The sequence below is a fragment of the Enterococcus sp. 7F3_DIV0205 genome, from assembly GCF_002141365.2.
In the GTDB taxonomy this organism is placed as follows: domain Bacteria; phylum Bacillota; class Bacilli; order Lactobacillales; family Enterococcaceae; genus Enterococcus_L; species Enterococcus_L palustris.
This window is the reverse complement of the sequence record NZ_CP147244.1, coordinates 637,999-664,844: the sequence shown is the minus strand read 5'-3', so window position 1 is coordinate 664,844 and position 26,846 is coordinate 637,999. Positions and strand designations below refer to the sequence as shown.

22 protein-coding genes and 1 other annotated feature are annotated in these 26,846 nt (G+C 36.5%); of the genes, 3 read left to right on the top strand and 19 right to left on the bottom strand.

Features of this window, described 5'->3' with window-relative positions; genetic code table 11:
• Positions 1–114 precede the first annotated feature (114 nt).
• On the bottom strand, positions 115–1,428 hold the full coding sequence (gene obgE / locus A5821_RS03050; RefSeq protein WP_086313030.1) for a GTPase ObgE: 1,314 nt from the start codon (positions 1,426–1,428) through the stop codon (positions 115–117).
• Positions 1,429–1,597: 169 nt separating this feature from the next.
• Entirely contained in the window at positions 1,598–2,587 is a 990-nt protein-coding gene (locus A5821_RS03045) for a DUF4003 family protein (RefSeq protein ID WP_086313029.1), read from the bottom strand.
• A gap of 227 nt (positions 2,588–2,814) precedes the next feature.
• Here A5821_RS03045 and gap point away from each other — a divergent pair, with 227 nt between their 5' ends.
• On the top strand, positions 2,815–3,825 hold the full coding sequence (gene gap / locus A5821_RS03040; protein ID WP_086313028.1) for a type I glyceraldehyde-3-phosphate dehydrogenase: 1,011 nt from the start codon (positions 2,815–2,817) through the stop codon (positions 3,823–3,825).
• Between the two features lie 68 nt (positions 3,826–3,893).
• On the opposite strand, the gene A5821_RS03035 is transcribed toward gap, so the two are convergent.
• The 12 genes from A5821_RS03035 to A5821_RS02980 all read right to left on the bottom strand — a co-directional run bounded on the left by A5821_RS03035 (position 3,894) and on the right by A5821_RS02980 (position 17,891).
• Positions 3,894–4,922, bottom strand: a complete 1,029-nt coding sequence (locus A5821_RS03035) for a 3-deoxy-7-phosphoheptulonate synthase (protein ID WP_086313027.1) — start codon at positions 4,920–4,922, stop codon at positions 3,894–3,896.
• 67 nt (positions 4,923–4,989) lie between these two features.
• Positions 4,990–5,232, bottom strand: a binding site (T-box leader).
• A 122-nt stretch (positions 5,233–5,354) separates the two neighbouring features.
• On the bottom strand, positions 5,355–5,834 hold the full coding sequence (locus tag A5821_RS03030) for a Fur family transcriptional regulator (protein WP_086313026.1): 480 nt from the start codon (positions 5,832–5,834) through the stop codon (positions 5,355–5,357).
• A gap of 124 nt (positions 5,835–5,958) precedes the next feature.
• Positions 5,959–6,828, bottom strand: coding sequence for a CvfB family protein (locus A5821_RS03025; protein WP_086313025.1), 870 nt, complete (start codon positions 6,826–6,828; stop codon positions 5,959–5,961).
• A 19-nt stretch (positions 6,829–6,847) separates the two neighbouring features.
• Positions 6,848–7,174: an AzlD domain-containing protein gene (locus A5821_RS03020; protein ID WP_086313024.1), complete on the bottom strand. Its 327-nt coding sequence runs from the start codon at positions 7,172–7,174 to the stop codon at positions 6,848–6,850.
• On the bottom strand, positions 7,167–7,871 hold the full coding sequence (locus A5821_RS03015; RefSeq protein ID WP_086313023.1) for an AzlC family ABC transporter permease: 705 nt from the start codon (positions 7,869–7,871) through the stop codon (positions 7,167–7,169). The genes A5821_RS03020 and A5821_RS03015 overlap by 8 nt, the downstream gene beginning before the upstream one ends.
• Positions 7,872–8,079: 208 nt before the next feature.
• Complete coding sequence (locus A5821_RS03010; RefSeq protein ID WP_086313022.1) at positions 8,080–10,041, bottom strand: cell division site-positioning protein MapZ family protein; 1,962 nt, start codon at positions 10,039–10,041, stop codon at positions 8,080–8,082.
• Positions 10,042–10,199: 158 nt separating this feature from the next.
• On the bottom strand, positions 10,200–11,306 hold the full coding sequence (rpoD, locus tag A5821_RS03005) for an RNA polymerase sigma factor RpoD (RefSeq protein WP_025868903.1): 1,107 nt from the start codon (positions 11,304–11,306) through the stop codon (positions 10,200–10,202).
• 75 nt (positions 11,307–11,381) lie between these two features.
• On the bottom strand, positions 11,382–13,292 hold the full coding sequence (gene dnaG / locus A5821_RS03000) for a DNA primase (RefSeq protein ID WP_086313021.1): 1,911 nt from the start codon (positions 13,290–13,292) through the stop codon (positions 11,382–11,384).
• A gap of 262 nt (positions 13,293–13,554) precedes the next feature.
• Positions 13,555–14,469 (bottom strand): SPFH domain-containing protein, encoded by a 915-nt coding sequence (locus tag A5821_RS02995; protein ID WP_422392081.1) that lies wholly within the window; start codon positions 14,467–14,469, stop codon positions 13,555–13,557.
• Positions 14,470–14,521: 52 nt separating this feature from the next.
• Positions 14,522–14,755: a hypothetical protein gene (locus tag A5821_RS02990; protein ID WP_084013189.1), complete on the bottom strand. Its 234-nt coding sequence runs from the start codon at positions 14,753–14,755 to the stop codon at positions 14,522–14,524.
• A gap of 38 nt (positions 14,756–14,793) precedes the next feature.
• Positions 14,794–17,130 (bottom strand): cation-translocating P-type ATPase, encoded by a 2,337-nt coding sequence (locus A5821_RS02985; protein ID WP_086313019.1) that lies wholly within the window; start codon positions 17,128–17,130, stop codon positions 14,794–14,796.
• A gap of 143 nt (positions 17,131–17,273) precedes the next feature.
• The gene (locus tag A5821_RS02980; RefSeq protein ID WP_086313018.1) at positions 17,274–17,891 is read right to left on the bottom strand and encodes a lysozyme family protein; all 618 of its coding nucleotides are present in this window, start codon (positions 17,889–17,891) and stop codon (positions 17,274–17,276) included.
• A 174-nt stretch (positions 17,892–18,065) separates the two neighbouring features.
• On the opposite strand from A5821_RS02980, the gene A5821_RS02975 reads away from it, so the two are divergent.
• Together A5821_RS02975 and mprF are read left to right on the top strand one after the other, a co-directional pair.
• Entirely contained in the window at positions 18,066–18,785 is a 720-nt protein-coding gene (locus tag A5821_RS02975) for an alpha/beta fold hydrolase (protein WP_086313017.1), read from the top strand.
• A 9-nt stretch (positions 18,786–18,794) separates the two neighbouring features.
• Positions 18,795–21,383 (top strand): bifunctional lysylphosphatidylglycerol flippase/synthetase MprF, encoded by a 2,589-nt coding sequence (gene mprF / locus A5821_RS02970; RefSeq protein ID WP_086313016.1) that lies wholly within the window; start codon positions 18,795–18,797, stop codon positions 21,381–21,383.
• A gap of 102 nt (positions 21,384–21,485) precedes the next feature.
• Here mprF and A5821_RS02965 read toward each other — a convergent pair whose 3' ends face one another.
• The 5 genes from A5821_RS02965 to nagE form a co-directional block, all read right to left on the bottom strand.
• Complete coding sequence (locus A5821_RS02965; RefSeq protein WP_086313015.1) at positions 21,486–22,355, bottom strand: PhzF family phenazine biosynthesis isomerase; 870 nt, start codon at positions 22,353–22,355, stop codon at positions 21,486–21,488.
• 245 nt (positions 22,356–22,600) lie between these two features.
• Positions 22,601–23,788 (bottom strand): elongation factor Tu, encoded by a 1,188-nt coding sequence (tuf, locus tag A5821_RS02960; protein ID WP_086313014.1) that lies wholly within the window; start codon positions 23,786–23,788, stop codon positions 22,601–22,603.
• Between the two features lie 203 nt (positions 23,789–23,991).
• The gene (locus A5821_RS02955; RefSeq protein WP_170922943.1) at positions 23,992–24,153 is read right to left on the bottom strand and encodes a hypothetical protein; all 162 of its coding nucleotides are present in this window, start codon (positions 24,151–24,153) and stop codon (positions 23,992–23,994) included.
• A gap of 14 nt (positions 24,154–24,167) precedes the next feature.
• Entirely contained in the window at positions 24,168–24,524 is a 357-nt protein-coding gene (locus A5821_RS02950) for a hypothetical protein (RefSeq protein ID WP_086313013.1), read from the bottom strand.
• 331 nt (positions 24,525–24,855) lie between these two features.
• Positions 24,856–26,838 (bottom strand): N-acetylglucosamine-specific PTS transporter subunit IIBC, encoded by a 1,983-nt coding sequence (gene nagE, locus A5821_RS02945; protein WP_086313012.1) that lies wholly within the window; start codon positions 26,836–26,838, stop codon positions 24,856–24,858.
• Between the last annotated feature and the right edge of the window lie 8 nt (positions 26,839–26,846).

Sequence of the window (26,846 nt, the reverse complement as noted above, 5' to 3'; positions counted from 1 at the left end):
AGTAAATTAGCCCTATTTTCTTCTTTGTAAATAATAGCCTTCCAATTGTGAATAAATTCACTATTGAAACTCAAAAAAAGAGCTAATAGATACATCAGCTCTTCTCTCATTTGATTAATCTACAAATTCAAATTCGTATTCTCCGATTCGGACAATATCTCCATCTTTTGCTCCACGAGCGCGCAGAGCTTCATCAATTCCCATACCACGTAATTGACGTGCAAATCGCATCACACTTTCATCATGTTCAAAGTTAGTCATTTGGAATAATCTCTCTAAGGACTCTCCTGATAGAATCCATGTCGCATCTGGATCACGATCGATTGTAAATTCTGGGCCATCTGGTTGGAAACCATAATGAACAGTATCTTCTATGATTTCTTCTTCATACAATGGGAATTCTGGCGTTACATCGATTAAATCAGCTGTTGCATTAAGCAAAGGCTCAATTCCTTTACGTGAAACCCCAGAGATTGGAAAAATCGGTAAATGATCTGCATACTCATCTGTTCGTTCTTTTTCGATTTGTTCTTTGAATTTTTTTAAATTCTCTTCTGCTTCTGGCATATCCATTTTATTTGCTACGATAATTTGTGGTCTCTCCATTAAACGCATATTATGAGACGCTAACTCTTTGTTAATAGCTAGATAGTCTTCGTAGGGATCGCGTCCTTCCATCCCACTCATATCGATGACATGTAAAATAACTCTAGTTCGTTCGATATGACGTAAAAACTGAGTACCAAGTCCCACCCCTTGAGAGGCTCCTTCGATCAATCCAGGCAAATCTGCTGCGGCAAAGCTTCGTCCATCACTTGTTGACACCATTCCAAGGTTAGGAACTAATGTTGTAAAGTGGTAGGCACCAATTTTAGGTCTAGCGGATGAAATCACAGATAATAAAGTAGATTTTCCAACAGATGGGAATCCAACTAACCCAACATCAGCTAGAACTTTTAATTCTAATTCGATTTTTCTTTCTTGACCAGGTTCGCCATTTTCAGCAATTTCAGGAGCTGGATTTTTAGCAGAAGCAAAACGAATATTGCCGCGTCCGCCACGTCCGCCCTTAGCTACAGTCAACATTTGACCATTTTCAATCAAATCTCCAATTAAAGTACCTGTCTCAGCATCACGAACCGTTGTACCTGGTGGAACTTTTACAAATGTATTTTCTGACCCGCGGCCATGCATTCCTTTACTCATTCCATTTTCACCTGGTTGTGCTTTAAAATGACGGTTAAAACGAAAATCCATCAAGGTACGCAATCCTTCTTCTACAACAAGAATTACATCTCCTCCTTGACCACCATCACCTCCGGCAGGCCCGCCGTCTGGTACATATTTTTCTCTACGAAAGGCAACCATTCCGTCTCCACCCTTACCAGCTTTGACATCGATTGTTACCTGATCTAAAAACATGGACATATTGTGTCCTCCTATCTTAAAAAGGTTGGGACAAAAGTATTATGCTTCTATAAGTCTAGCAAGCAGCTACTTTTGTCTCACCATTTATTCTATACTTAACGAAGATGTTGTTTAAAAGCCTTTCTTATTGTAAAGGTTAAACGCAGATTTGTCTAGCCAAATTCGTTTTTTAAGAACTTGAATTTGCTGCTGATACTGATGCTGCAATAGCTGCCGTGACTGCAGCTTGTTCTTGAGCCATCATCATGGTGATAGTTAGAGCTGATACAGTTAAGTTATCAGAAGGTAAAAAATGCATTTCTTCATTAATCAACAAGCCTAGAGCCATTGATTGTCGAAAATCTTTATAAAAAAGTAGATTCGTTTTTTCTTCAAGAAGATCTAAATAATCTCCTAATGCTAGAAAGTCTACGCCTTTTAATGAATCTAAAAAGGCTAAAGTAACAATGCTATTATAAAATTCTGGTTTCGATCGAATACCTAGTCTTTTTAATGAATCGATCAAGTAATCCATCCGATCAAGTAGATCATGTGAGAAAGAACCCGTTAACATTGCTGCTGTAGCAGCCGCAAACTGTAAATGATTCGACTTTCGGAAACCATAGTTATTTAAAGCTTGATAATAAGACTCTACCAAATCACCAACTTGTTTGGCAGACAAATGTTCAAGTTCAGTTTGTTGAGATAAAGAAATAGCAATAGCGCCATCTTCTGCTCCTGTAAGAAAATAGTGATGCTTTTTTAACTCCTCAAAAATTTCCCGTCCTCTTCGTACAACAAATTCTTTTTCAGCCGTTTCTACAAATTGCAGTAAATAAGCTGAGAAATAAGAATACGATGAAAGATAAAAACCAGCATCGCGTAAACGGTGATAATCGGCAATCAGAATATGAATATCCAACTCTTTCGTCTTACCATTGGCTAATAACATGCCTACTAACATCCCTCTCATAGGTTGTCCTAAGACATTAAAAAATGTTAACTCGCTTTGAAGCGTTTCTTCCATAGAGCGATAATCTGTATCTGAGAATCGTCGATCCTTAGATACAAATGAGCGTGCTATCATATAAGCAACACGTTTATCAAACCATTTCCCTTTTCCCTCTTTAATTGCTTGGTAATTTACCTGAAGCAATTCAACAACCTGAGCTCTATTCATTTTTCCCAACCCCTTTTTTATTAAAAGACAAGATTTTTGACAAAATCTTTTAAAGCGTCCATGCTTATAGTATAGCGTATATGACCGTTTTTTTAAATATGCGATTGGATACGCTATTTGTATAATTGTTGCGGAGCCGTATAGATTTGTATGCTAGTTATTTTCGTTAAATCAACTAGAGACAAATTTATTGACTTGCTTAAAATCATCAAAGGAGGAAATTTAGCATGACAGTAAAAGTAGGTATTAATGGATTTGGACGGATTGGTCGACTTGCATTTCGCCGCATTAAAGAAGTTTCTGATGATATTGAAGTTGTTGCAATCAACGATTTGACGAGCCCGACAATGTTAGCACAATTATTGCAATTTGATTCCACCCATGGCACTTACCCAGGGAACGTGACTGCAACTGAGGATTCAATTGTAGTAGATGGTGAAAAAACAAAAGTTTATGCAGAAGCGGATGCTAGCAAGTTGAAATGGGTAGAAGAAAATGGTGTCGATATCGTTTTGGAATGCACTGGATTTTATACTTCAGAAGAAAAAGCGCAAGCCCATTTAAATGCCGGGGCAAAACGCGTCGTAATCTCTGCTCCAGCTGGCGATATGAAAACAATCGTTTATAATGTTAATGACGATACTTTGACACCGGAAGACAGAATTATCTCTGCTGGTTCTTGTACAACAAACTGTTTAGCTCCTATGGCCTATTTCTTGAATAATGAATTTGGTATTGAAGTGGGTACTATGACAACGGTTCATGCTTATACATCCACTCAAATGCTGTTAGATGGTCCAGTAAAAGGCGGAAACTTACGAGCTGCTCGATCTGCTGCTGACAACACGATTCCTCATTCAACTGGTGCAGCTAAAGCAATTGGCTTGGTCATTCCAGAATTGAATGGAAAACTACAAGGACATGCACAACGTGTGCCAGTTGTTGATGGTTCGTTGACTGAGTTAGTATCCATTTTAAAGACAACAGTTACTGCTGACCAAGTAAATGAAGCAATGAAAAAACATACAGTCGATAATCCATCTTTTGGTTATGATGATCGTGAAATTGTTTCTAGTGATGTAATTGGGACAACTGAGGGTTCTATTTTTGACCCAACCCAAACTGAAGTAACAACATCTGGTCAGTTTCAACTAGTTAAAACTGTCGCTTGGTATGATAATGAATATGGGTTTACATGCCAAATGATTCGTTTACTAGAAAAATTTGCAAATTTGTAAATTCAATCGAATAAGTAAAACCTCCTTTGGATGATTCATAGGAGGTTTTATTTTATTCATTTATCAAATCAAGCATGTTCAGCAATATAGTTTACTAATTGCTCAGTCTCATCCCAGCCTATGCATGGGTCGGTAATGGATTGGCCAAACACTTTTCCATCTGCTTCTTGACGGCCGCTTTCGAGGAAGCTTTCAATCATGAAACCACGAACCCAGTTTTTCATCTCACTATTCCATGAACGATTGATCAACGTTTCTTTGACGATCCTGATTTGTTCTTTGTATTGTTTTCCTGAATTATCATGATTTGTATCAATCACGATAAAAGGATTTTTGTAATTTCCAGCTTTGTAAAGTTCAACGACTTTCAATAGGTCTTCATAGTGATAATTAGGAATATTTTCTCCATACTCATTCAAACCACCTCTTAATACAACGTGGGCCAACGGGTTAGAGCTAGATTCCACTTCAAGGCCATTAAAAATAAACTCTTGTTTTTGCTGCGCTGCATATAACGAGTTAAATAGGACCTTTAAATTACCGCTAGTTGGATTTTTCATTCCTGTTGGTTGATCGATTCCACTGGCAACAAAACGATGTTGTTGATCTTCTACGGAACGAGCGCCGACCGCAATATAGCTAACTAAATCTTGAACAAATTCTAGATTCTCGGGATAAAGCATTTCGTCTGCTGTTGTTAAACCAGTTTCGCTAATAACGCGATTGTGCAAACTACGAACAGCGGCAATACCTTTGATCAAATTACTTTCACCTTCTGGATTTTGCTGATGAAGTAGGCCTTTATAGCCATCACCGTTCGTTCTAGGTTTGTTTGTATAGACTCGTGGAACCATGAAAATTTTCTCTTGAACTTTTTCTTGTAGTTTAGCTAAACGAGTAACATACTCCATCACAGCATCTTCATTATGAGCTGAGCAAGGACCGATTACTAATAGTATCTTGTCACTTTTCCCTTCGATGATTTCTTTTAATTCTTGATCTCGAGCGGCTTTTAACTGCTCTTGTTCGGGTGTTAATTTAGATAATGATTTGACTTGCTCAAAATTGATCGGTTGGCTTAATGTTTTAAAACTCATACGATAACTTCCCTTCATTTTTTATGATCAAACAATAAAATAAAAAAGCCCCGTCCTTTTCATTTCTGAAAAGGACGAGACCGAATGATCCGTGTTACCACCTTTGTTTACAATCAGCTTACACTCATTGACTTGTTAGGTACAAAATTATACCTTGGCACAATAACGGGTGCGCTTGACCGTCACAGCCTACTCGATTCGGTGTGAAGTTCAAAGAGGAATTCAGATATCTTAGGTTTGTGCGCCTCTCAACAGCCGGCTACTTTCTGTACACCTGCATTATCTTACTAGTTCTTATCAAAACTTTTATTGTTTATTGAAGTCATTGTAAGAGATTCTTTCAGAATTGTCAATCTTTTTTAAGAATAAAAATAATAGAGAGCATTTCTGCTCTCTAAATTTAAATAAGGCAATTTGAATTTACTCCAACTATTAAGATCGAACCTCTTCTGTAGGATGATTTTTCTTCTTTTGTTGGCAATCTTGACAAATGCCATGAAATGTTAAGCGATGATCTTTCACTAAAAAATGATAATGCTGCTCGATCACTTGCTCTACTTCCCCTAATAAATCATCTTCCACTTCTTCGATATTCCCACATTCTAGACAAAGAAGATGATGATGGAAATGTTTAGCACCTTCTTTGCGTAAGTCATAACGTGCTAATCCATCGTTAAAACTTACCTTATCTACGACTTTCAAGTCAGTTAAAATTTCTAATGTACGATAAACTGTTGCTAAACCAATCTCTGGACTTTTTTGTTTCACTAAAAAGTAAATTTCTTCAGCCGATAAATGATCTTTTTCATTTTCCAGCAATACTAAAACTGTTGCTTCTCGTTGAGGCGTCAGTTTAAAACCAGATTCATGCAATTGTTGTTTCGTTTTCTTTAAAGCAGCAGTAGAATCCATAAATGCAGCCCCTTAATTATAATTATTTCAATCTAGAACGATATATTGCTGTAACAAATTATAATAAGTATAAAATAAGTCTGATATATTTGCAAGTGATTCTCAATTAGAACGAAAAAAACAATTATTTTTCTTGTTGTTCTTCTTTCAAAATAGTAAATCCAGCCTCTTGTATAATTTTTCCTTGCTTTAATAGATTCCCAATAGCTCGCTTAAACTGCGCTTTACTGATACCGAACGTTTGTTTGATTTCTTCTGGGTTCGATTTATCAGTAAATGGGATTTTATGATCCGCCGATCTTTCTAAAAAGGTCAAAATCATTGCTGCATCATCACTGATTACTTCGTAGCCACGAGGTTTTAATGAGATATTTAATGTTCCGTCGGGTCTTACACCAATCACACGGCCGTTCACTCTTTCGCCTAAACGGGGCTCTTGGTAGCGTTCTGAAGGATGGATAAATGCAATGTAGAAATCATCGGTCAAAACAAATGAGCCGATCATTTTCAAACGATACACAATTCCGCTTATATTCTCATTTTTTAATTCCTCGGTTCCAGGTTTCGCCATCGCTTTAAAAATTTTCTCATCCGCTAATTCTCCCCAAATACGCTCCTTGTTATCGACCTTCAGGGAAACCATCAGTTGATCGTCTTTTTTCGGCCATAATTCACGCATTACAGGTAGTTCGTCTAATGAAACAACAACATCCTTATCTTTTAACCCGATGTCTACAAAAGCCCCTAAATCGCGTCTTGTGCCGGTTACCGTTCCAAAAGCATATTGTCCTATTCGAGCTGTAGGGATCTTAGTCGTCATCTCTGGTTCTTGCTTTTGGTTCATATACCCAAAGCCTTCTACTGCTTCACCAATTTCATGCTGACCTTCTTCTTTAGCCAACCGCAATGTAATCCCGTTTTTTTGTAAAAAGTAGTAATTCTCATTTTCATCGATAACTAATGCAGTAAATACTTGTGCTAATAGTTCATTCATAATTTTCTCCTTCTGGCGCTTAGCCTAAAAAAATGCGTAATAATGCAATGGTCACAATTCCTACTACAACTGTTTTCATTAAATCTTTTGTACGAATCGCAACAAATAAAGTAGGAATACAACTTAACGCTTCTAGTGTCTTTACTTTAGGAAAGCCCGTTGCCTGAACTTCTAAAATACTCTGAAATAAGAGTGCCGTCAAGATACAAATCGGAATATAGGATAAAAACCGAAGAAACCATTTCGGAAAGTCAACTCGTTTTGAAATCAAAAAGGGGAAAATCCGCGGAATCCAAGTAACTATCGAACATCCTAAAATTGTCAATAATACATAATTGCTACTCACGATGATTCACCAACCCAACTGTACAGCCTAATAGTGTAGAAAATAAAACGGAAATCTCCGGTGAAAAAAAGCCCATAAAGAAATACAGTGACAAACAAACTGTAGCTAAAACAATCAAGGTTTCTTTGGTATTTCTTTTGATAGGTATCTCTACTTGCAAGATAAATAATCCGGCAAACATTGCTACTAAGGCAAAATCCAATCCTAATAAGTATGGATCCGGAATAAAAGTTCCTAGCAAACCGCCTAAAATAGTTGAAAAAATCCATGCTAGATAAGCAGTTATGTTCAATCCGTGAGTCCAAGCAGAACTAACTCGATGCTCATTATTTAAAGCTGTCATAAGCACACCATACGATTCATCTGTTAGAAGAGTTCCGATCCCAATGCTTGTAATCAGAGGTTCTTTTTTAAAATAAGAAGCCACAGACATGCTCATTAAAAAATGTCGTAAATTTACTAAAAATGTGGTAAAGATAATTGCTGAAATTGGTGAATGAATCGCTAACATACCACAAATAATAAATTGAGCTCCGCCAGCGTAAACCAACACAGACATCAGGGCAATTTCAACAATCGTCAACCCGACATTTTTGCCAACAACTCCTGCCGCGATCCCGATGCCCAAGTAACCCAAAATTGTTGGAATGCATGCATTTATCCCCTCTCTAAATGTTAGATATTCTTTTTTCTCCATACAGTTCTCCTTGTACTAATATCAATCGTCATTGATATTATTTTGCGTTATTTGAAAGAAAAACAACCTTGGAACAGAAGTTTTTAACTCCGAGATATAAGAAGTGTTTGCTTCTATCCCTACCTTTTATTCGGATTTTAAAAGGCTGGGATGTAACTCGAAGAGTTATGTCCCTGCCCCAGTTTTTCCTTCATTTTTTTAAAACAAATTATCTTCCGGCATTCCTTGAAGCATTTCCTTTGAACCAGCCAGTTTTTGCATTGATTGTTACTAGATACTGATTATCTGATCCGTATAAATTATAATAACCCTCGCCATTAATGATTCTGGCTGGTTGTAAAGAATAACCACTCGCAGTGATATAGCCACGCTCAATACAGGTTGCGATCACTTTTTCTTGAATCCCAGGTGCCCAACTCCAAGCAGGATTGCTCATATCACTAACATCATTGGCATCTACTGAGTATACAGGATCTGTATAAATTCCGTCAGCATTCGCTGCTGAAAAAGTACTTGCGTCTGGTTGTACACCATTGGTTGGCTGTGTTGTGTTATTTTGATAGTTAGTTGCCGCTTCAGATGTTTGACTTTGCGATTGACTCGCAATTGTTTGTTGTTGCGCAATAGCAGCTTCTGAATCTGTTAATGATTTATCAGCTTTAGCTAATGCTTCTGTTAATGGTTTACGAAGTGGCTCACTTTTTACTTTATCAACTTCAGATTTGGCTGCTGTATAATTATCTCTGGTTAACGCTTCAGTCAATTCATTATTTTGATAAAAAATAGCAACTGCCGCTTTAGCTTTTTGTAATTGATCGTACTGGCTGATTGCTTGATCAGTCGCTTGGTTAAGCAATTTATCAAAGTCATCTTTTTCTTCACGTCTAGCAAGATCAATCTTTTTATCCGCCTTGAGCGCTACATCTTTTAATTTACTTCCATCAACAATTGGCTGAGCAAATAATTCATTTACTTTAGTGATTGCTGCCTGTTTATCTGTTACATTTTTATAAAGAGCGTTTAACTCTTTATACTTAGGGTCATCTTTAAGTGTTTCTAAATTTTCTTTGATAGTCTTTGGACTAACGCTAACCATTTCTGGTTTCAGAAATAGATGTTTAGCATCTGCAAAATAACTATTTAACTCTTTTTCTGTTTGCGTTGCTAATTTATCTTGCTTTTGCGTAACTTGATCATCGGTTGCTGCTCTTTTTTGCGTCTGACTATAGGCAAACCATGATCCGCCTGCAAGTACGATCACTGCAGCTAAAATGATCGACATTTTTTTATAGTTTTTCCCCGTTGATTTACTCATTGTCTCATTTTTGATTTCTTTTGGACGAGTTTGCTCAATCGACGGTTTTTCAAATTGATTTTTGGCTGTCGTAGACTCTTCCCCATCTTTAAAGAAAATAGGCGCATCATCCATTTCGATCTCTTCAGGCTTCTTACTTTTTGAAGGAATTTCAGAAGCCTTATTAGGCAAGGCTTTAGGACCGATTGGTCTGGCTTGCGTTGACTCGTCTGTTGGTTTAGTGAATTTTGTGATTTCTTCTTTTGGTCCATTTTCTTTTACTTGTAGTTGTTCTTTATCCGTTGATTCTGGTGACTTATGGTCTGATTCGTTTGATTTCACTTCATCTAGTCCTTTATCATTAGATTCTGACTGTTCACTAGAAACTTCATGTTGCTGCTCGGTTTCTAGTTTTTCTTCAGTCTTTTCTGGTTTAGCTGTTTCTTCAACGATAGGTTTGTCATTTTTGTGTTCATTGATGTACTGATTCAAAGCAGCAGTATTAACAAGCTCATCTGTCTCTTTACTTAATTCTTTTTCAGATACTATTTCATTATTTTCTGTTGGTTGTGCTTCTGACACCGGCTCTTTTTCTACATCTTCTTCATGTTCTTTTGCTTTTTCTTCCGGTTGTTGTTCATTAAACATCGTCATAACATGCCCAATGCTCATATCCTTCAATTCAGACCACTCGATATTTTCATTTTGTTCTTTATTTAAAAAATTAGAAGTATCTTCAGTTTCTTCATTATGTTCTTTTTTGGTTTCTATAGTATCCTCTTTTTCTTGATTTTCTTTAAAAGAATAACCACAATTAGGACATATATTTTCTTGTTTGTCTATTTCAGTTCCGCAATTCGGACATTGTTTTGTCATGCACTCCGCCTCACATTCTACACATTCGTAAATCTAATCTACCATAAAATCGTGTTTCTTCCAATATGTACTATCTAACTTTTTTGTTACGATTGTTTAAAAACAGCTCTTTCCGAAAGAAATCGAAAAGAGCTGTTCAAATTTTTAAGAAAAACTTCTTATTCTAGAAAATCTTTTAGTTGTTTTGATCGTGAAGGATGGCGTAGTTTACGTAATGCTTTCGCTTCAATTTGACGAATCCGTTCACGTGTTACACCAAATACTTTCCCTACTTCTTCCAATGTTCGTGTACGTCCATCATCTAACCCAAAGCGTAAACGTAAAACATTTTCTTCGCGGTCAGTTAATGTATCTAAGACATCTTCTAATTGTTCTTTTAACAATTCATACGCTGCATGTTCAGCAGGGCTTGTTGCGTCTTGGTCTTCAATAAAATCGCCAAGATGAGAGTCATCTTCTTCACCAATCGGTGTTTCCAAAGAAACAGGCTCTTGAGCAATCTTCAAGATTTCACGTACTTTTTCAGTTGGCAAGTCCATTTCTGCACCGATTTCTTCTGGCGTTGGTTCTCTGCCTAAATCTTGCAGTAATTGACGTTGAATACGAATCAATTTATTGATTGTTTCAACCATGTGTACAGGAATGCGAATGGTTCTAGCTTGGTCAGCGATCGCGCGAGTGATTGCTTGACGAATCCACCACGTTGCATAGGTTGAAAACTTAAAACCTTTACGATAGTCAAATTTCTCAACAGCTTTCATCAACCCCATATTACCTTCTTGAATCAAATCAAGGAATTGCATACCACGTCCTACATAACGTTTTGCAATTGAAACTACTAAACGTAAATTAGCTTCTGCTAAACGTTGTTTTGCTTCTTGGTCGCCTTCTTCAATTTTAAGGGCTAATTCTACTTCTTCTGCTGCAGTTAATAATTGAACACGTCCAATTTCTTTTAAGTACATGCGAACAGGATCATTGATTTTAACACCAGTAGGGGCAGATAAATCTTCCATTTGGGCTTTTTCAGCAACTTTTGCGTCCTTTTTAAGACTATGTTCACTTGGATCACCATTTTCATCAACGACGCTGATTCCAGCATCTTCGACTTTTTGAATCAATTTTTCCATTTCATCGGCGTTCAACGTAAATGGCGTTGCTAATTTGTTTGTTAAATCATCATAAAGAACATTGCCTTTCGGTTTGCTCTCTTTGATAAAGGCTGCCAATGCAGCTGCATATTTTTTTTCTGTTTCTTTTTCCATGAAAGAAGGCCCCCTTCATTTTTCCATTCGGCTAAATATATAAATAATAGTCAAGTACACTGTCTAATCTTTCTATTAAGACGCTGTACGACTTTTTTGCAATTGTTTTACTAAACTAACGAGTTCAATCGCTAATTCATCGACTAACTGTTTGTTACCGAGACGTTCAGCTTCTTTTTTTTGCAGTTGCTTTTCCCTGATTTGTTCATCCAAGCTAGAGTTTTCGATTACTTTAATAACATCCGTAATTTCCCGTTCAGAACTTTCTTCTGAAATGGTCTGTAGAGAAATATCGATTGCTAATTTCTTGATTGTTTCTTCTTTTAGATAATCGATAAAATCAGCAAGTAAAAATTCTGAATGAATACTCATATAGCTATCTAACAATAGGTACAATTCCTGATAGTGATCGTGAGCAAAACTAAAATCTGGTAGCTGCATCAATTGGTTTCTAACACTTTGTTCGTTCATCAAACGATACAATAACGTACGCTCTGCTTTTTCCACTTGAGTCAAAGGAAGTTTGTTTTGAACAGAAGGTACAGGCACGGATTGTTCTTCAAACATCTCAGGAGGTTCCAACATGTCATCGATGTCATAAGTCTGAGGCGCGGGTGTTGCTTGTTGCCGCTCTCTTCTTTTGGTAGAACGCTGTTGTGTTTCAAGCTGCTTTAACTGTTCTTCTAGAGAATGAAAAGATAATTGAAACTCTTGTGCCAATTGATTCAAATAGCGATCACGTTCTAACGGTGACTGTACTAAAATCAATTCTTGCAGTAGGTCATTCACATAATCTAATTGCTCTTTCTCGTTGTTCATGTTTCTAGATAAACGATGATACTGCATTTTAAAACTAAAAACCGTTTCACGACCATGAAGTGCTAATTCACGAAATGACTCATTACCATATTTTCTCAAATACTCATCTGGATCTAGTTTTTCCGGAATGCTGACAATACTTAATTGGAACCGACTATGTTCACTTAACAAAGAAATAGCACGATTTGTTGCTTCTACTCCAGCTGTGTCTCCATCGTAACAAACCACAAGTTCTTTTGCTACTCGTTCAAGTTTACGAATCTGTTCGTTCGTCAAACTTGTTCCCATGGAGGCAACACCACTAGTGATTCCTGCTTGCCAAGCTGCAATAACATCCATAAATCCTTCAAATAGAAATACCGTATTTTCTTTGCGTATCTCTTTACGAGCCTTGTCAAAGTTAAATAATGTTTCTCTTTTGTTAAACAAGACTGTTTCCGGGCTATTCAAATATTTTGGCATATCGTCGCCTGGAAAATCTTCTGTTTTGAGTAATCTTCCTGAAAAAGCAATCACATTTCCTCGATCATCATTGATAGGAAACATTACACGTTGGTAAAAACGGTCTAAAAACTCTCCATTGTCTCTTTGTATAAACAACCCAGATTCTTTAGATAAATGCTCTGCGACCTCTTCGTTTTGGAATACTTGACTTAAAAAATCACGTTTTTGAGGTGCGAATCCGATTTTAAATGTTTCGATAAGCTCTTTTGTCAAACCTCGGTCTAATAAATAGTTCAATGCTGGTTCACCAATTTGGGTATTCATCAAAACATGGTGATATAAGTCCGCTGCTTTTTTATGCAGTTCGATCAGTTTGCGATTTTGCAGGTTTTCAGTTGTATCCGAATCAAAGGTATTGACCCAATCGATATTAACTGGAATCTGCTCTAGTTCAGCAACTCTGCGCACAGATTCAGGAAAATTGATTCCTTCGATTTCTTGCAGAAAATTAAAAACAGTTCCGCCTTTTCCGCAGCCAAAACAATGAAAAATTTGTTTGTCTTCTGCTACTGAAAATGAAGGGGAACGTTCTTCATGAAACGGACATAGACCCATAAAATTCTTGCCGGATTTTTTCAATTGAACATATTGTCCAACAACATCCACAATGTTCGTACGTTGTCTTACTTCCTCGATGACTTCTTGAGGAATTCTTTGTGCCACTGTTCTCACCTCCAAAAAATAGCCAAAAGCTAATTCATGTGATCAGTCAGTAAAAAAGCACTGAAACCTTCAGCGCGATTTTTAAAAGACACAATTACACATGTTTCATTGTATCACACTAAACATAATTTTCAAGTAAATTGCACCTTTATTTTCATGAAATATAGTAATCACTAAATTAGTTTACATAATACATTTATAGTAACCTCTTTCTTGTGATAAAAAAAACAGATAATTATTATCTGTTTTTTTATCAAGCAAATTACTCTGCACCGTATTCATGATTAGTTTGTTTTTTCGTATCTTGTGCTGACCATAACTCTTTTGCTACTGGAATATTTCCGAGTTCAGTCATATTACTTGGCAAGATAACGGTATTTGTTTCACTTCTCACCACTTGTTTAAATGCTTCTATTCCTAGATACGCTAACGCTTGTTCATTTAAGTCACTTTCTTTGATTGCTTGATTCAACGCTAAAATACGTTGTCTCTCTGCTTCCGTTGTTATACGAATACGTTCTGCTTCGGCATCAGCATCTATTTTTGTGCGTTCTGCTCGGGCTTCAGCATCTATTTTCGTTTGTTTCGCTCTAGCTTCCGCGTCGATTTGCATTTGTGAGGCATTCGCTTCTGAATCTAAAATAATCGATTGTTTTCTACCTTCTGAGATCGTGATGGTTGACTCTTTATCACGACTTGCAGTAATCAGTTTATTCATTGAGTTCACAATTTCGTCTGAAACAGAAATTTCACCAATATTGATTCGGTCAATAGATAAACCATAACCAGCTGTGATGTCTTTTACACTTTCAAATAAACTTACGTTGATTTCCTCTGTACCGTTAAGAACTTCATTCAGATCCATTTTTCCGATAATTCCACGTAAATTTGACTGACAGTCCTGAATCATCGATGTAACTGAGTCTTCATTATCATAAACAAAAGCTCGGACATCAGTTACATGATATTTGATAGCCTCATCAACTTCTACAATTACATTATCTCGAGTGATAACACTTTGAGATTCAATTTCTAAAGGCGTCTGTTTTAAAGAAACACGCCCTCTTACTTTGTACAGTACAGGGATCAAAAAATGAAGGCCTGGATCGATTGTTTTGACATATTTCCCAAAGCTTTCAACGATTTTGACTTCACCTTGTTGAACAATGATGACCATTTTTGAAATAAGTACCAAAATTAATACAAGAACAATAATAAAGATTAGAATATTAAGGATTATCAATATAATTCACATCACTTTCGAATAAATAGTTGTTTACCGTTACAAATAATTCAGTACTTGAAAAATCCACGACCTCCAACATCGCCCCCTTTTCAGGGATACCGTTTATGACACGATACATGTATGGACTGCCATAGATTCGGATGACGCCATTAAAATTATCTGTTTGGGACCGAAAACATTTACCGATAGTCTTGCGCATTTGATATTCTCCACTCATAAATATCCCTCCTTATTTTCACACTTTTTTACCCCACTTTATAGATCTTTGATTGTTTTACCTGCTCGTTTCATTTGGAAAATACCAATCATGATTCGAACAACAATATTTATAAGCATCATAACTGCAAAAATCGGTAGTGTTTGTTGGTTTAAGAACCCTACTTCTAAAATACTATGGAACAACATTGCAGCAACATAGATTCCCACGACTGTTGTGACAGCTAGGAAAATGCGTAATGGATTAAACGGTAAACACGCACGAACAACTGCCATACAACTAATACCGATTAATAAGTAATACATCAACGTCGTTGTATCCATTTGAGTAAAGCCTTGGTTTTGACCCATTAAGTATACTGCGACAATGTTTAGTACTACCAACACAGCATTCACGGAAGCATTCCTTAAAGCTGTCGGCAGGAATTTACCTTGTACTTTTCGCTTATCACTTTCAAATGATAAGAAGAACGCTGGGTACCCTTCTATTGCCAAATCGATCAACGTGATTTGGATTGGGATAAAAGGAAATGCAATTGTAGTAAACACACAAATCATTGATAAAATAAATGAATAAATCGTTTTTATAAAGAACACACTCGCAACTTTCGTTACATTATTAACAACGCGTCGACCTTCAAACAACACATCTGGTAATGTTGTAAAATCTGAATCCAACAACACTAGATTAGAAATCTGTCTTGTTGCGCCATCGCCTTCCGCCATAGCAATACTACAGTCGGCTTCTCTTAAAGCTAACACATCGTTGACACCGTCACCCGTCATCGCAACAACGTGATCGTTATCTTTTAATTCACGAACGATCGTGCGTTTTTGCTGTGGCGACACACGACCAAATACAGTATACTCGTGTACTGCTTTACGGACTTCTTCTTCTGTTTCCATGGTAGAAAGGTCAACATAAGATTCATAGCCAAATAATCCAGCACGACGAGCAATATTAGAAACCGTTACAGGATTATCTCCTGAAATTACTTTAAGATCGATTCCTTCTTCACGCAAATATGCCAATGTTTCATTGGCATTCTGACGAATCGGATCATCGATTTCTAAAATAGCCAAAGGTTCTAAATAAGGCATATTTTCTTCATCTAACGGCGTATTTTCTGCAATACCAAGCATCAATACGCGATAACCATTTTCTTGAGCCTCGATCACTTCTCTAGGTAAACGATTCTCTACGAATAATCGTTCAGGTGCCCCAAGATAAACAGTTCCTAATTCGTTAAATTCGATAGCCCCCCATTTTCTCTCAGAAGAAAATGGTAATGCCTTCACAGCACCATAACGGTTGGAAAGTTCAAAATAATCTCGAATTGCTTGCATCGTGATATTATTATCTGTACTTTCAGCTAAGTAGCTGCCGATAATTTGCGGGAAGTTCTCATGATAATCTGCATGTAAAACTTCTACTTTTTGAACTTTCATTTTTCCTTCAGTGATCGTTCCAGTCTTATCTAAGCAAAGTGTATCCACATGGGCTAACGTTTCAATAGAATACATGTCTTGAACAAGAATCCGCTTTTTAGCTAGTTTTACCACACCTGTTGTTAATGTAATGCTGATTAAAAGAACTAATCCTTTTGGTAACATCCCTAACAAAGCTGCTGCAGATGCAACTACAGATGCTTCTATACCAGAGTTACGGATCATAAAGCCTTCTACAAACAAAATAATCCCCAAAGGTATAATGACTAAACTCGTAAATTTTGATACTTTACGAATAGAATTTACTAATTCAGACTGAATTGGTTTGTGAACTTTCGCTTCAGCAGTGATTTTGACCGCATAATTATCAGCTCCAACATGAATCACTTTACCATATACTTGACCACTTGCTAGAAAACTACCGGATAATAAAATAGTTCCTTCTGTTTTCTCGATCAAATCTGATTCACCAGTCAGCAATGCTTCATTGGCTTCTGCTTTTCCATCTAAAACTTCCAAATCAGATGGCACTTGTTCACCAGCAGAGATCACAACAATATCATCCATCACCAATTCTTTTGTATCGATCTCAACCTGCTTACCATCGCGAATCACATGAACACTTTCTTTGGCTACGATGGACAGTTTTTGTACAAGGTTTCGCGCATGAATTTCTTGATAAATGCCCATTCCCATATTCACTAATATAATTGCCAAAAATGCTAAGTTAGAATAAGCTCCAACAAAAAGTAGACAAAGTGCAATTCCAAAGTTTAAAAAGTTAAACAATGTCATTACGTTATCATAAATAATATCCTTTGTAGATTTAGCCACATTTTCTTCGTAATCGTTTTGTAACCCTTGTTTTTTTCGTTCCTCAACCTCTGATTGAGTCAATCCTTGTTTTAGGTCAAACTTATTTGTCATGGACTTGGTTCCCTACTTTCTCCTTGTTAAAAATACATCCTCTTTAGTTTACTTGTTAATAGAAAGAACTTCAAGAAAATCCTTAAGAATTCGTATTTTTTGATAGACGATATTCTTAAGGATCCGTATTGTTGATATTAAAATTATTTTAACCACTTAATAAACTGTTCGTTCATTTTTACGATATCGGCATAGAACATGTTTCCACCATTACTATACAAAAATCCGCCGTTGTAGACCAATGCTTGTGGTCGATAATAACGATAGGTTTTCTGATCATTATTTCCTAATAGTGGTGACAAAATCTCCTTGGAATATTCTTCTGCTAAACGAATCGAATTTTTCCCACCGCGTTCTTTCACGAATTGAATATAATCTAATCCGAAATTATATGCTTGAACAGCGGTCCAAATATCACAGCCTGCTTCATTAGCTTGAGTGATTGATTGTGCTAAAAAAGCCACTCCTGTATCGATACTTTCTTTAGTCGTCCCGATCATTTGTCGTTTTCCATAGGCACTTTCACTACTTTGCATCAAATCCTCTGTTTGACCCTTTGATTCAGTATAAATAATTGCTAAAACTAAATTTTTGTATTCTGGAATATTATTTACTTTGACTGCTTGTTCTACTTCATCTTCATAAGTCATCACTTGCTGAACATTTTGGCGAATCTGGTAGCCCAGATAACCTAAACCAATAATCAATAGTAGAAAAAACAAGAACAGTGATTTTTTTACGATTTTCATCAATTTGCCCATCTTATCATCCAAACTTTTTGTGAGTAGATTTCATCATACTTTATTATTCAAAAAAAATCTAAAAAAAGGCTGATTCTTTATTATTCTTTAATAAAAATTTGAAATTCTATTTTCTCATTTCAGTTTGAAATCTAAGTAAAAACCGATATACTAAGAAAGACAGGTGGTATCAATATGGATAAACAAAAAAAAGTACTGAAAACAGCAGATAATAGTTCAATTTATTATGAAGTCTCCGGTAAAGGATTTCCTTTGTTTTTACTTCATGGTAATGGCGGAAGCGGAACCTATTTTGAAAAGCAAGTGCCGGAATTTAGTCGCTATTTTACTGTATTTACAGTTGACAGCCGTGGTCATGCACGCTCGACGAATCATAGCAACTCATTAACATTTGAACAGATGGCAGATGATTTATACTGGATCATGAAGCAAGAACATGTTAGACAAGCAAACATCCTAGGTTTTAGTGATGGCGCGAATCTTGCGATGGTATTCGAAAAAAAATATCCCCAAATGGTTCGTAGATTAGTTTTAAACGCCGGAAATACTGTAGTTCAAGGTGTTAGATTCCCTATTAGAATGCTTACAGCGATAGAGGCTATTTTGTTGCAACTTTTTGCATTGTTCATTAAGAAAGCAAAGAAACAATTACTCACTGTCCATCTAATGACACACGATATCGGTGTGTCTAAAACAGATTTACAACGTTTCTCTGCTAAAACTCTAGTGATTGTTGGTAAATATGATATCATCAAGCAATCACATTCAATTTATCTAGCAAAAGAAATCCCTCATGCATCATTTATTTTAGTTCCAAAACAAGGGCATTCTTTTGCAAAAAAAGATCCTGAAACGTTCAATCGAGAAATTTTAACATTCTTACAAGAAAAGTAGGTGCTAGTAATGAAGAAAATGCTTCAATGGATCAAAGAGCATGTTAGTTATTTTAAAAGTATATTTATTTTTTCAGTTGTAATCATTGTTTTCCGTGAATTACTTTCAATCAGCAAAACCATTTCATTTGAACAACTCGGAAATATTTTTCAAGATCTTGCCCTTTGGAAAATCGTCTTGATGTTTCTGATTGGGCTAGTTGCAGTATTTCCGATGATTGGCTATGATGTCATTCTTAATAAAATTTTGAAACAAAAACCTAAAAAAATGTTTCTTATAGAAAGTAGTTGGATGATTAATACGATCAATAATATTGCGGGATTTGGCGGTTTGGTCAGTATCGGATTACGTTCAGAATTTTATGGAAAAGAAAAAGATGGTAAAAAAGTCGTTCAGGCTCTTTCAAAAATTCTGATTTTCTTAATGTCTGGTCTCTCTATTTATAGCTTGATTGCCTTTTTCCTTGTTATGTTTGGTCATACTAATGATTATCTGCAGCAATATTGGATTTGGCTGATTGGCGGCGGTTTATACTTCCCTGTCGTTCTAATTGCAAGTTTGATTAGAAAAGATGAGTATATTGGAGACATCGATAATCAAACACGCGCAGGACTTATTTTGACTTCGTTTTTAGAATGGACAGGCGTTTTAGGTAGTTTTATTTTAATTGGTCTGTTGATGGGCGTTAAACTAAATCCGCTTCAAATCATTCCGCTTTTCATCGCAGCTTCAGTAATTGGAATTGTTTCCATGATTCCTGGTGAATTAGGTAGTTTCGATATCATGATGATTGTTGGTCTATCCGCTTTAGGCATCAACCGAGAAGTTGTGATTGCTTGGATCTTACTGTATCGATTATTTTATTACATTGTCCCTTTTATTATTGGGATCATTTTCTTTATAAAAAATCTGAGTCATAGTTTAAATTCGCGTTATTCAGGGATACCACGAGAATTATCAACCGAATTAGCACACAAATTTGTTGTATTTTTAATGTATTTTTCAGGGATTATGATTGTCCTTTCCGCTACGATTCCAGAAGCATTTAGTCAACTTAATTGGTTAAAAAAACTCAATCCCCTTTCATTTCATATAATTACGCAGCTTCCTGCTATTTTATTAGGTTTCTTGCTGCTAATCATGGGGCGTGGGATAGCTGCTAGGGTTAAACGTGCTTATTTACCAACAATTGGCCTCATTTTAATTACACTCGTTTATACATTTATCAAAGATTTCAGCTGGGGTGTCATTATTTTTCTTAGTCTTCTACTCGTCATCATTGTTTTTTCAAAGAGAGAGCTATTCAGAGAGCAACTGGTATATTCGTGGGAAATGATCACGGTTGACGGTATTATTTTTCTAGCATTAACCCTTTTATATATCGTGATTGGTGTATACAATTTACCAACGTTTCCTCATCACAAAAACCGTTTTATCTCGTTCTTTTTCTTTCCGTCAGAAAAAATTTGGTTTTCAGGGTTTATCGGTATTTTGCTAGTAACGTTATTTAGTTATTTATTTATCCGTTATCTTGAAGGCAATCGGTTTAAAATGGGCTCCTTATTAGATGAAGATCGTGTTCTTTCACTATTAACTAAATTTGGTGGAAATACAGATAGTCAGCTCATTTTTCTTGGAGACAAAGAGATGTACATCTATACCGATCAAAATAATGAAGAAACTGTCCTATTACAATTTAAAACGTTAAACGACAAATGTATTGTAATGGGCGATCCTTCCGGTAAAAAAGAAGATTTTCCAGCAGCTGTTGAACAGTTCATTAACGAAGCAGATAAATGGGGGTACCTCCCTGTCTTTTACGAAGCTTCAGAAGAAGTTGTGATGTTCCTACATGAATTTGGCTATGACTTTATCAAAATGGGCGAAGAAGCTCATGTGGACTTGCCAAACTTCACGCTATCAGGCAAAAAAATGAAAAGCGAACGAGCTGTTATGAATCGCTTTACAAAGGAAAATTACCGTTTTGAGGTACTAACCCCTCCTTTTTCAAAAGAATTGATGCAAGAATTAAAACAAGTTTCTGACGAATGGCTAGGCAGTCGTAAAGAAAAAGGCTTCTCATTAGGATTTTTTTCTGAGAATTACTTACAGCGGGGAAAGATAGCGGTCGTTAAAAACCAAGAGAATCAAATTGTAGCTTTCGCGAACATCATGCCAACGTATACTAAAGAAGAAGGCACGATCGACTTGATGAGATATAATAAACAAGCGCCATCAGGTGTAATGGATTACCTCTTTATCTCCCTATTTAACTATATGAACGATGAAGGTTTTACTTACTTTAACTTAGGGATGGCACCTTTATCCAACGTAGGAACCTCTAAAAAAAGTTTTATTCAAGAACGAATCGCTTATCTAGTTTACGAATTCGGATCACGATTTTACTCATTCCAAGGGTTACGCGATTATAAAGAAAAATATGCGGCTGATTGGGTATCTAGATATACGTTATACTCACGAAAGAGTTTCATTGCTTATGTGATGATTGCTTTACTTATCATAGATAATGCTCCAATCGAAAAGCAAAAGAAAATGCATGGCGTTCGTCGAATTCTTCGAAATAGATACCAACGTTAACGTATCAGAGCAACTGGGTGGAAGTGTTTAGTTTTCCCCAATGCCATTCAATTCAAAAAGAGACAGATCTATAACGCTTTAGTTATACGTCTGTCTCTTTTTTTATATGCTTACCTCGAATTCTTCGTTAAGGCACGCTGTTCCAGAGATTTTAACTTTGTGTACTCCGCTACTATTTTTTATAACATTGACTAAAACGGAGCCTTCCATCTCAACATGCTTTCCTTGAGAAATATCGATTTCTTTGCTTTTTTCGTCAATATAAATTTGGTTTAATGCATATGCTCCCATTACACCAGATGCTGTTCCAGTCACTGAATCTTCCGTTGTTCCGGAAAACGGTGAAGAAAAATGTCTCGCTGAAAAAGAACCCGTTCGTTCATTAACGATTGCAAAAGGATGAATCGATGATCTCGGTATTTCCTTTAAAATATCTGGAAAAGCTTCCTGTGTTGCTGTCATTCTATCTAAAATCGTTGTATTGATCACGGGTACGAGCAGTGTCCATGATCCCGTATTTCCATATTGAATAGGATAATCTTTATGAAGATCTTCTAGTTCAATTCCTAAGCTTTGGCAAAGAGCTAGTCGATCCCCGTCAAAATCAACGAACTTAGGCTCCGCCTGCTCCATAGTAACCCTTTGATGCTTATCATCATACGCAATTTGTAGTATTCCTGCCCCAGTTTCAATCTGCAGCTGTTGATTTCCTTTTCCATTATACAGTGCATAAATCGCTCCGATCGTGGCATGTCCACAAAGTGGTGTTTCGTGCCCTGGGGTAAAATACCTTAATTTAATTGTAGCTCTATCACTTGAACAAACAAAAACGGTTTCGTTGAAGCCAACTTGCTTTGCAATAGTTTGCATTTCATCTGTAGTATACTGATTCCCACCTAGAACAACGCCTGCTGGATTCCCTTGTCCAACAACTGTAGTAAAGGCATCTACTCTTAAAACGGTACATTTCATTTTTTCTAACTCCCCTTCTTTTTAACGAATAGTATAACATAAACTGAATTTCGATTTTTGGAAATAAAAAATGAATGGGACATAACTCTTCGAGTCATATCCCACTCACGTGGAATCCATATAAACGGTGGGAGCAGAAGCAATCTTATCTGAAATTGCTGTAAAACACAACGAGGAATGAGTTGATGTTGCGCAGTACCTACTTAGTTCTCGGGATTAAACACTCCTGCTCCAACCTCTTTTTGTTATTTTTCTATTTCAGTCACAATACCTGAACCGACAGTCCGTCCGCCTTCACGAATTGAAAATGTCGTTCCTTGTTCCACCGCAATTGGGTGAATCAATTCAACATCGATCGTAACATTGTCTCCTGGCATAACCATTTCAACGCCATCAGGTAATTCAACAACTCCAGTTACATCAGTCGTCCGGAAATAAAATTGTGGTCGGTAGTTCGTAAAGAATGGTGTATGCCTTCCACCTTCTTCTTTTGTTAAAACATAAACTTCAGCAATAAATTTAGTATGAGGTGTAATCGAACCTGGTTTGGCGATCACTTGCCCACGTTCAATTTCATCACGAGTAATTCCTCTTAGTAATACTCCTACATTATCTCCTGCTTCACCGTAGTCTAGTGTTTTACGGAACATTTCAATACCTGTCACTACAGCTTTTTGTGTATCAGGTTTGATTCCGACAATTTCGATTTCATCCCCAACACTTACTTTTCCTCGATCGATACGCCCCGACGCTACTGTTCCACGCCCTGTAATTGAAAAGACATCTTCCACTGGTAGTAATAATGGTTTATCTGTATCTCTTTCAGGTGTAGGAATATAGGCATCTACAGTATCCATCAATTCCATAATTGTAGCTTCCGCAGTTGGATCTCCTTGCAATGCTTTTAGTGCTGACCCTTTGATGATAGGTGTATCATCTCCTGGGAAATTGTATTCATTCAGTAACTCACGAACTTCCATTTCAACTAAATCAATCAATTCTTCATCGTCGACTAAGTCAATTTTATTAAGGAAAACAATCAAATATTTTACGCCCACTTGACGAGATAGTAAGATGTGTTCCCGTGTTTGCGGCATTGGTCCGTCTGTTGCTGATACGACTAAAATCGCACCATCCATTTGGGCTGCACCTGTAATCATATTTTTAACATAATCTGCGTGTCCTGGCGCATCGATATGAGCATAGTGACGAGCTTCTGTTTCATATTCTACATGTGATGTGTTGATTGTAATACCACGTTCACGTTCTTCTGGTGCTGCATCAATACTAGCATAGTCTTGCGGGTTTGCTAGGCCTTTTTTCCCTAATACTGTTGTGATTGCAGCGGTCAAAGTTGTCTTACCGTGATCGACATGTCCGATCGTGCCGATATTTACATGTGGTTTACTTCTGTCATAATGTTGTTTTGCCATTTTACAAACCTCCTATTTTGTTTAAAGATTCAGTAGAAAATCAACTTCCGATTGACCTTCCCTGACCTTTATAGTGTTATTATATACCTTTAAAATAAATGCACAACTTATTTGCTTACTATTTATAAGTAACGAGATTTTACTATAAAAAAAGAAAGACAGAAATAATTCTATCTTTCATATGCTACTATTCAGTTAATTACTTATTTTTTATAAAACTGATCCATTTTCTGTTCAACAGCTTCGCCACAGACATTTGCAAATTCTGCAGATAATCGTCGAAGTTCTATTGCATCATCCAATGAAAGATCTTCTGTTTGGAACTTTTCAATCAGTCCTAACAATTGTTCCGTCTTTTCGTTCATACCATTTACCACCTTTATTCTCCATCAACCACTTGCTCATATACCTTTTCATCATAAACAGTTAAGATAAACTTTTCTTTATAAGACTTTGTTGTTTCCTTTATTGACTCTATCAAATGAGATTCACAATCAAGATATAGAATGATTGCTTCAAATCGATCTTTTGTGTCTTTTAAAAAGCGTGTTAAATCGTCAAGTGTATTGTGCTTTGTCATTGTTTCGTAGGTAGGCATTTGCTTTGCGCGAATAAAATTATGCGGAATTTCTCCAGGATAGCCAACGACTGCAACTTTCTTCCCTGTGTGCTCTTTTTTTACTAATTCCCAAATTTTGTCGATTTTTCTCGGATTGTTTCCTTTAATAATAATCATGTGATTCTGCTCCTTCATCTTTATCATATTTACCCAATATGACACAAAGAAACCGTATGATCATCAACTGGCACTTCTTTGTGTCCAGCGTTATTCATGCAAGATAATCTCCTCCTAATTTATAAGCTGAAAGAGCTTGTTGAACCTCGACAGAAAATAAAAAAAGTTAACGTACTTTTTACTTCATTTATTTTTATCTCTTTACTTCTAGGTTAGCTCTTGAAGCTAAATAACATAAAACAATTACACTTTAACCATATCATAGAATAAAAATAAAGCAAGAAAAGAAATAAAAGCTACCTGAGACTATTCTCAGGTAGCTTTTATCAGCTTATTTTACAGTTACTTTACCAATTGAATCATTAGCGCCAACTGTTTGATTTGCTTTTGTTAAATCGTAACTTTCAACAACATCTTGATTTGTAAATACAACGATCAAATCAGATTTTTTACCAGCAGTTTCTAAAGCTGCTAGATCGATTGTTGCGATTTTATCACCTTGTTTTAGTACTTGACCTTCTTCAACATGTAACGTAAATGGTGCACCTTTTAACTCAACTGTGTCTAAGCCCATGTGTAACAATACTTCAATACCAGAATCTGTTTGAATTCCTAAAGCATGTTTTGTTGGGAAAATACTTGTGATTTTACCTGCAACAGGAGTTGATACTTCACCATCAGTTGGGATAACTGCAAAACCGTCACCCATCATTTTTGCTGAGAAAACATCGTCTTGTACTTCTGAAATGGGGATAACTTTTCCGTTTGCAACAGCATATAATTCAGTTTCCTTTGCTGTTACTTTTGGTGCTTCTGTTTTCACTTCAGGCTTTTTTACAGGTTCACCTGTAACAGGAGCTGCGCCATTGCGAATTTTATTCATTTCATCAGCTACAAATTGCACTTCTGTACCGACGATTACTTGAATATTTGTATCATCAATCACTTTCACACCAGGAACGCCTGTTGCTTTGATTTTTGCTTGATCGACTTTGCCTGTGTCACTAACAGTTAGACGCAAACGAGTTGTACAATTATCGATTGAAGTAACGTTAGCATCCCCACCAAGACCTTGGTAGATTTTGCTAGCTAAAACTGCAAATTTGTTGTCACCAGTTGTATCGATGTCTGGTGTTTCTTCGCCTTCGCCCTCTTCACGACCAGGAGTCATTAAGTTGAATTTTTTGATTGCGAAGTCAAATACAACAAAGTAAAGAACTGCCATAACTAATCCTTGAACAATCAACATATACGGTTGGTTGGCAATTGGATTGCGTAAACTTAAAACAAAATCGACTAAACCAGCACTGAAAGCAAATCCTGCTGTCCAGTGGAAAATTGCAGAAATAAATAATGAAATACCTGTCAAAATAGCATGTAAAACATATAATGGCCATGCAACGAACATAAATGAGAATTCTAGTGGTTCAGTAATACCAGTAAAGAATGAAGCAAACGCTGCTGCGATCATTAATGAAGCTGTTGCTTTTTTCTTTTCAGGACGTGCATTACGGTAAATTGCATAAGCACCTGCTGGTAATCCAAACATCATCATTGGGAAGAATCCAGCTTGATACATACCAGTGATTCCTTTTTCTCCAGTACCAGATAAGAAGTTACCGATATCATTGATTCCAGCAACGTCAAACCAAAACACTGAGTTTAATGCATGATGTAACCCAGTTGGGATTAGTAAACGGTTAAAGAATCCATATAAACCAGCACCGACAGCACCTAATTTAGAAATAGACTCACCAAATGCAACTAGTCCAGAGAATACTACTGGCCATAAGAAGAATAATACACCTGAAGCTACTAGCATTGCTAATGCAGTCATGATTGGAACTAATCGCTTACCACTAAAGAAAGATAAAGCCATTGGTAATTTCACCTGACTAAATCGATTGTACATTGCTGCGGCAATCAATCCAGATAAAATTCCGATAAACGCATTACTAATTTTAGCAAATGCAGGATCAACTTGTTCTACTGGAATACCTTTCATGGCACCCACTGCTGCAGTTGAAAGTAACGTTGTTACTACTAAGAAAGCGACCAAACCACTAAGGGCTGCTGCACCATCTTTATCTTTAGACATACCTAATGCTAAACCTACCGCAAATAATACAGGTAGATTATCAATAATTGCGCCACCTGCTTTAACTAAAAAAACAGATAGAAAGTTGGGATCTCCTAAACCCGTCATAACGTTTGGATCGATCCAGTATCCAATACCCATTAAAATCGCTGCAGCTGGTAATACCGCTACAGGAAGCATCAACGAGCGTCCCATTCTTTGCATATATGCTTTCATTTTTGTCT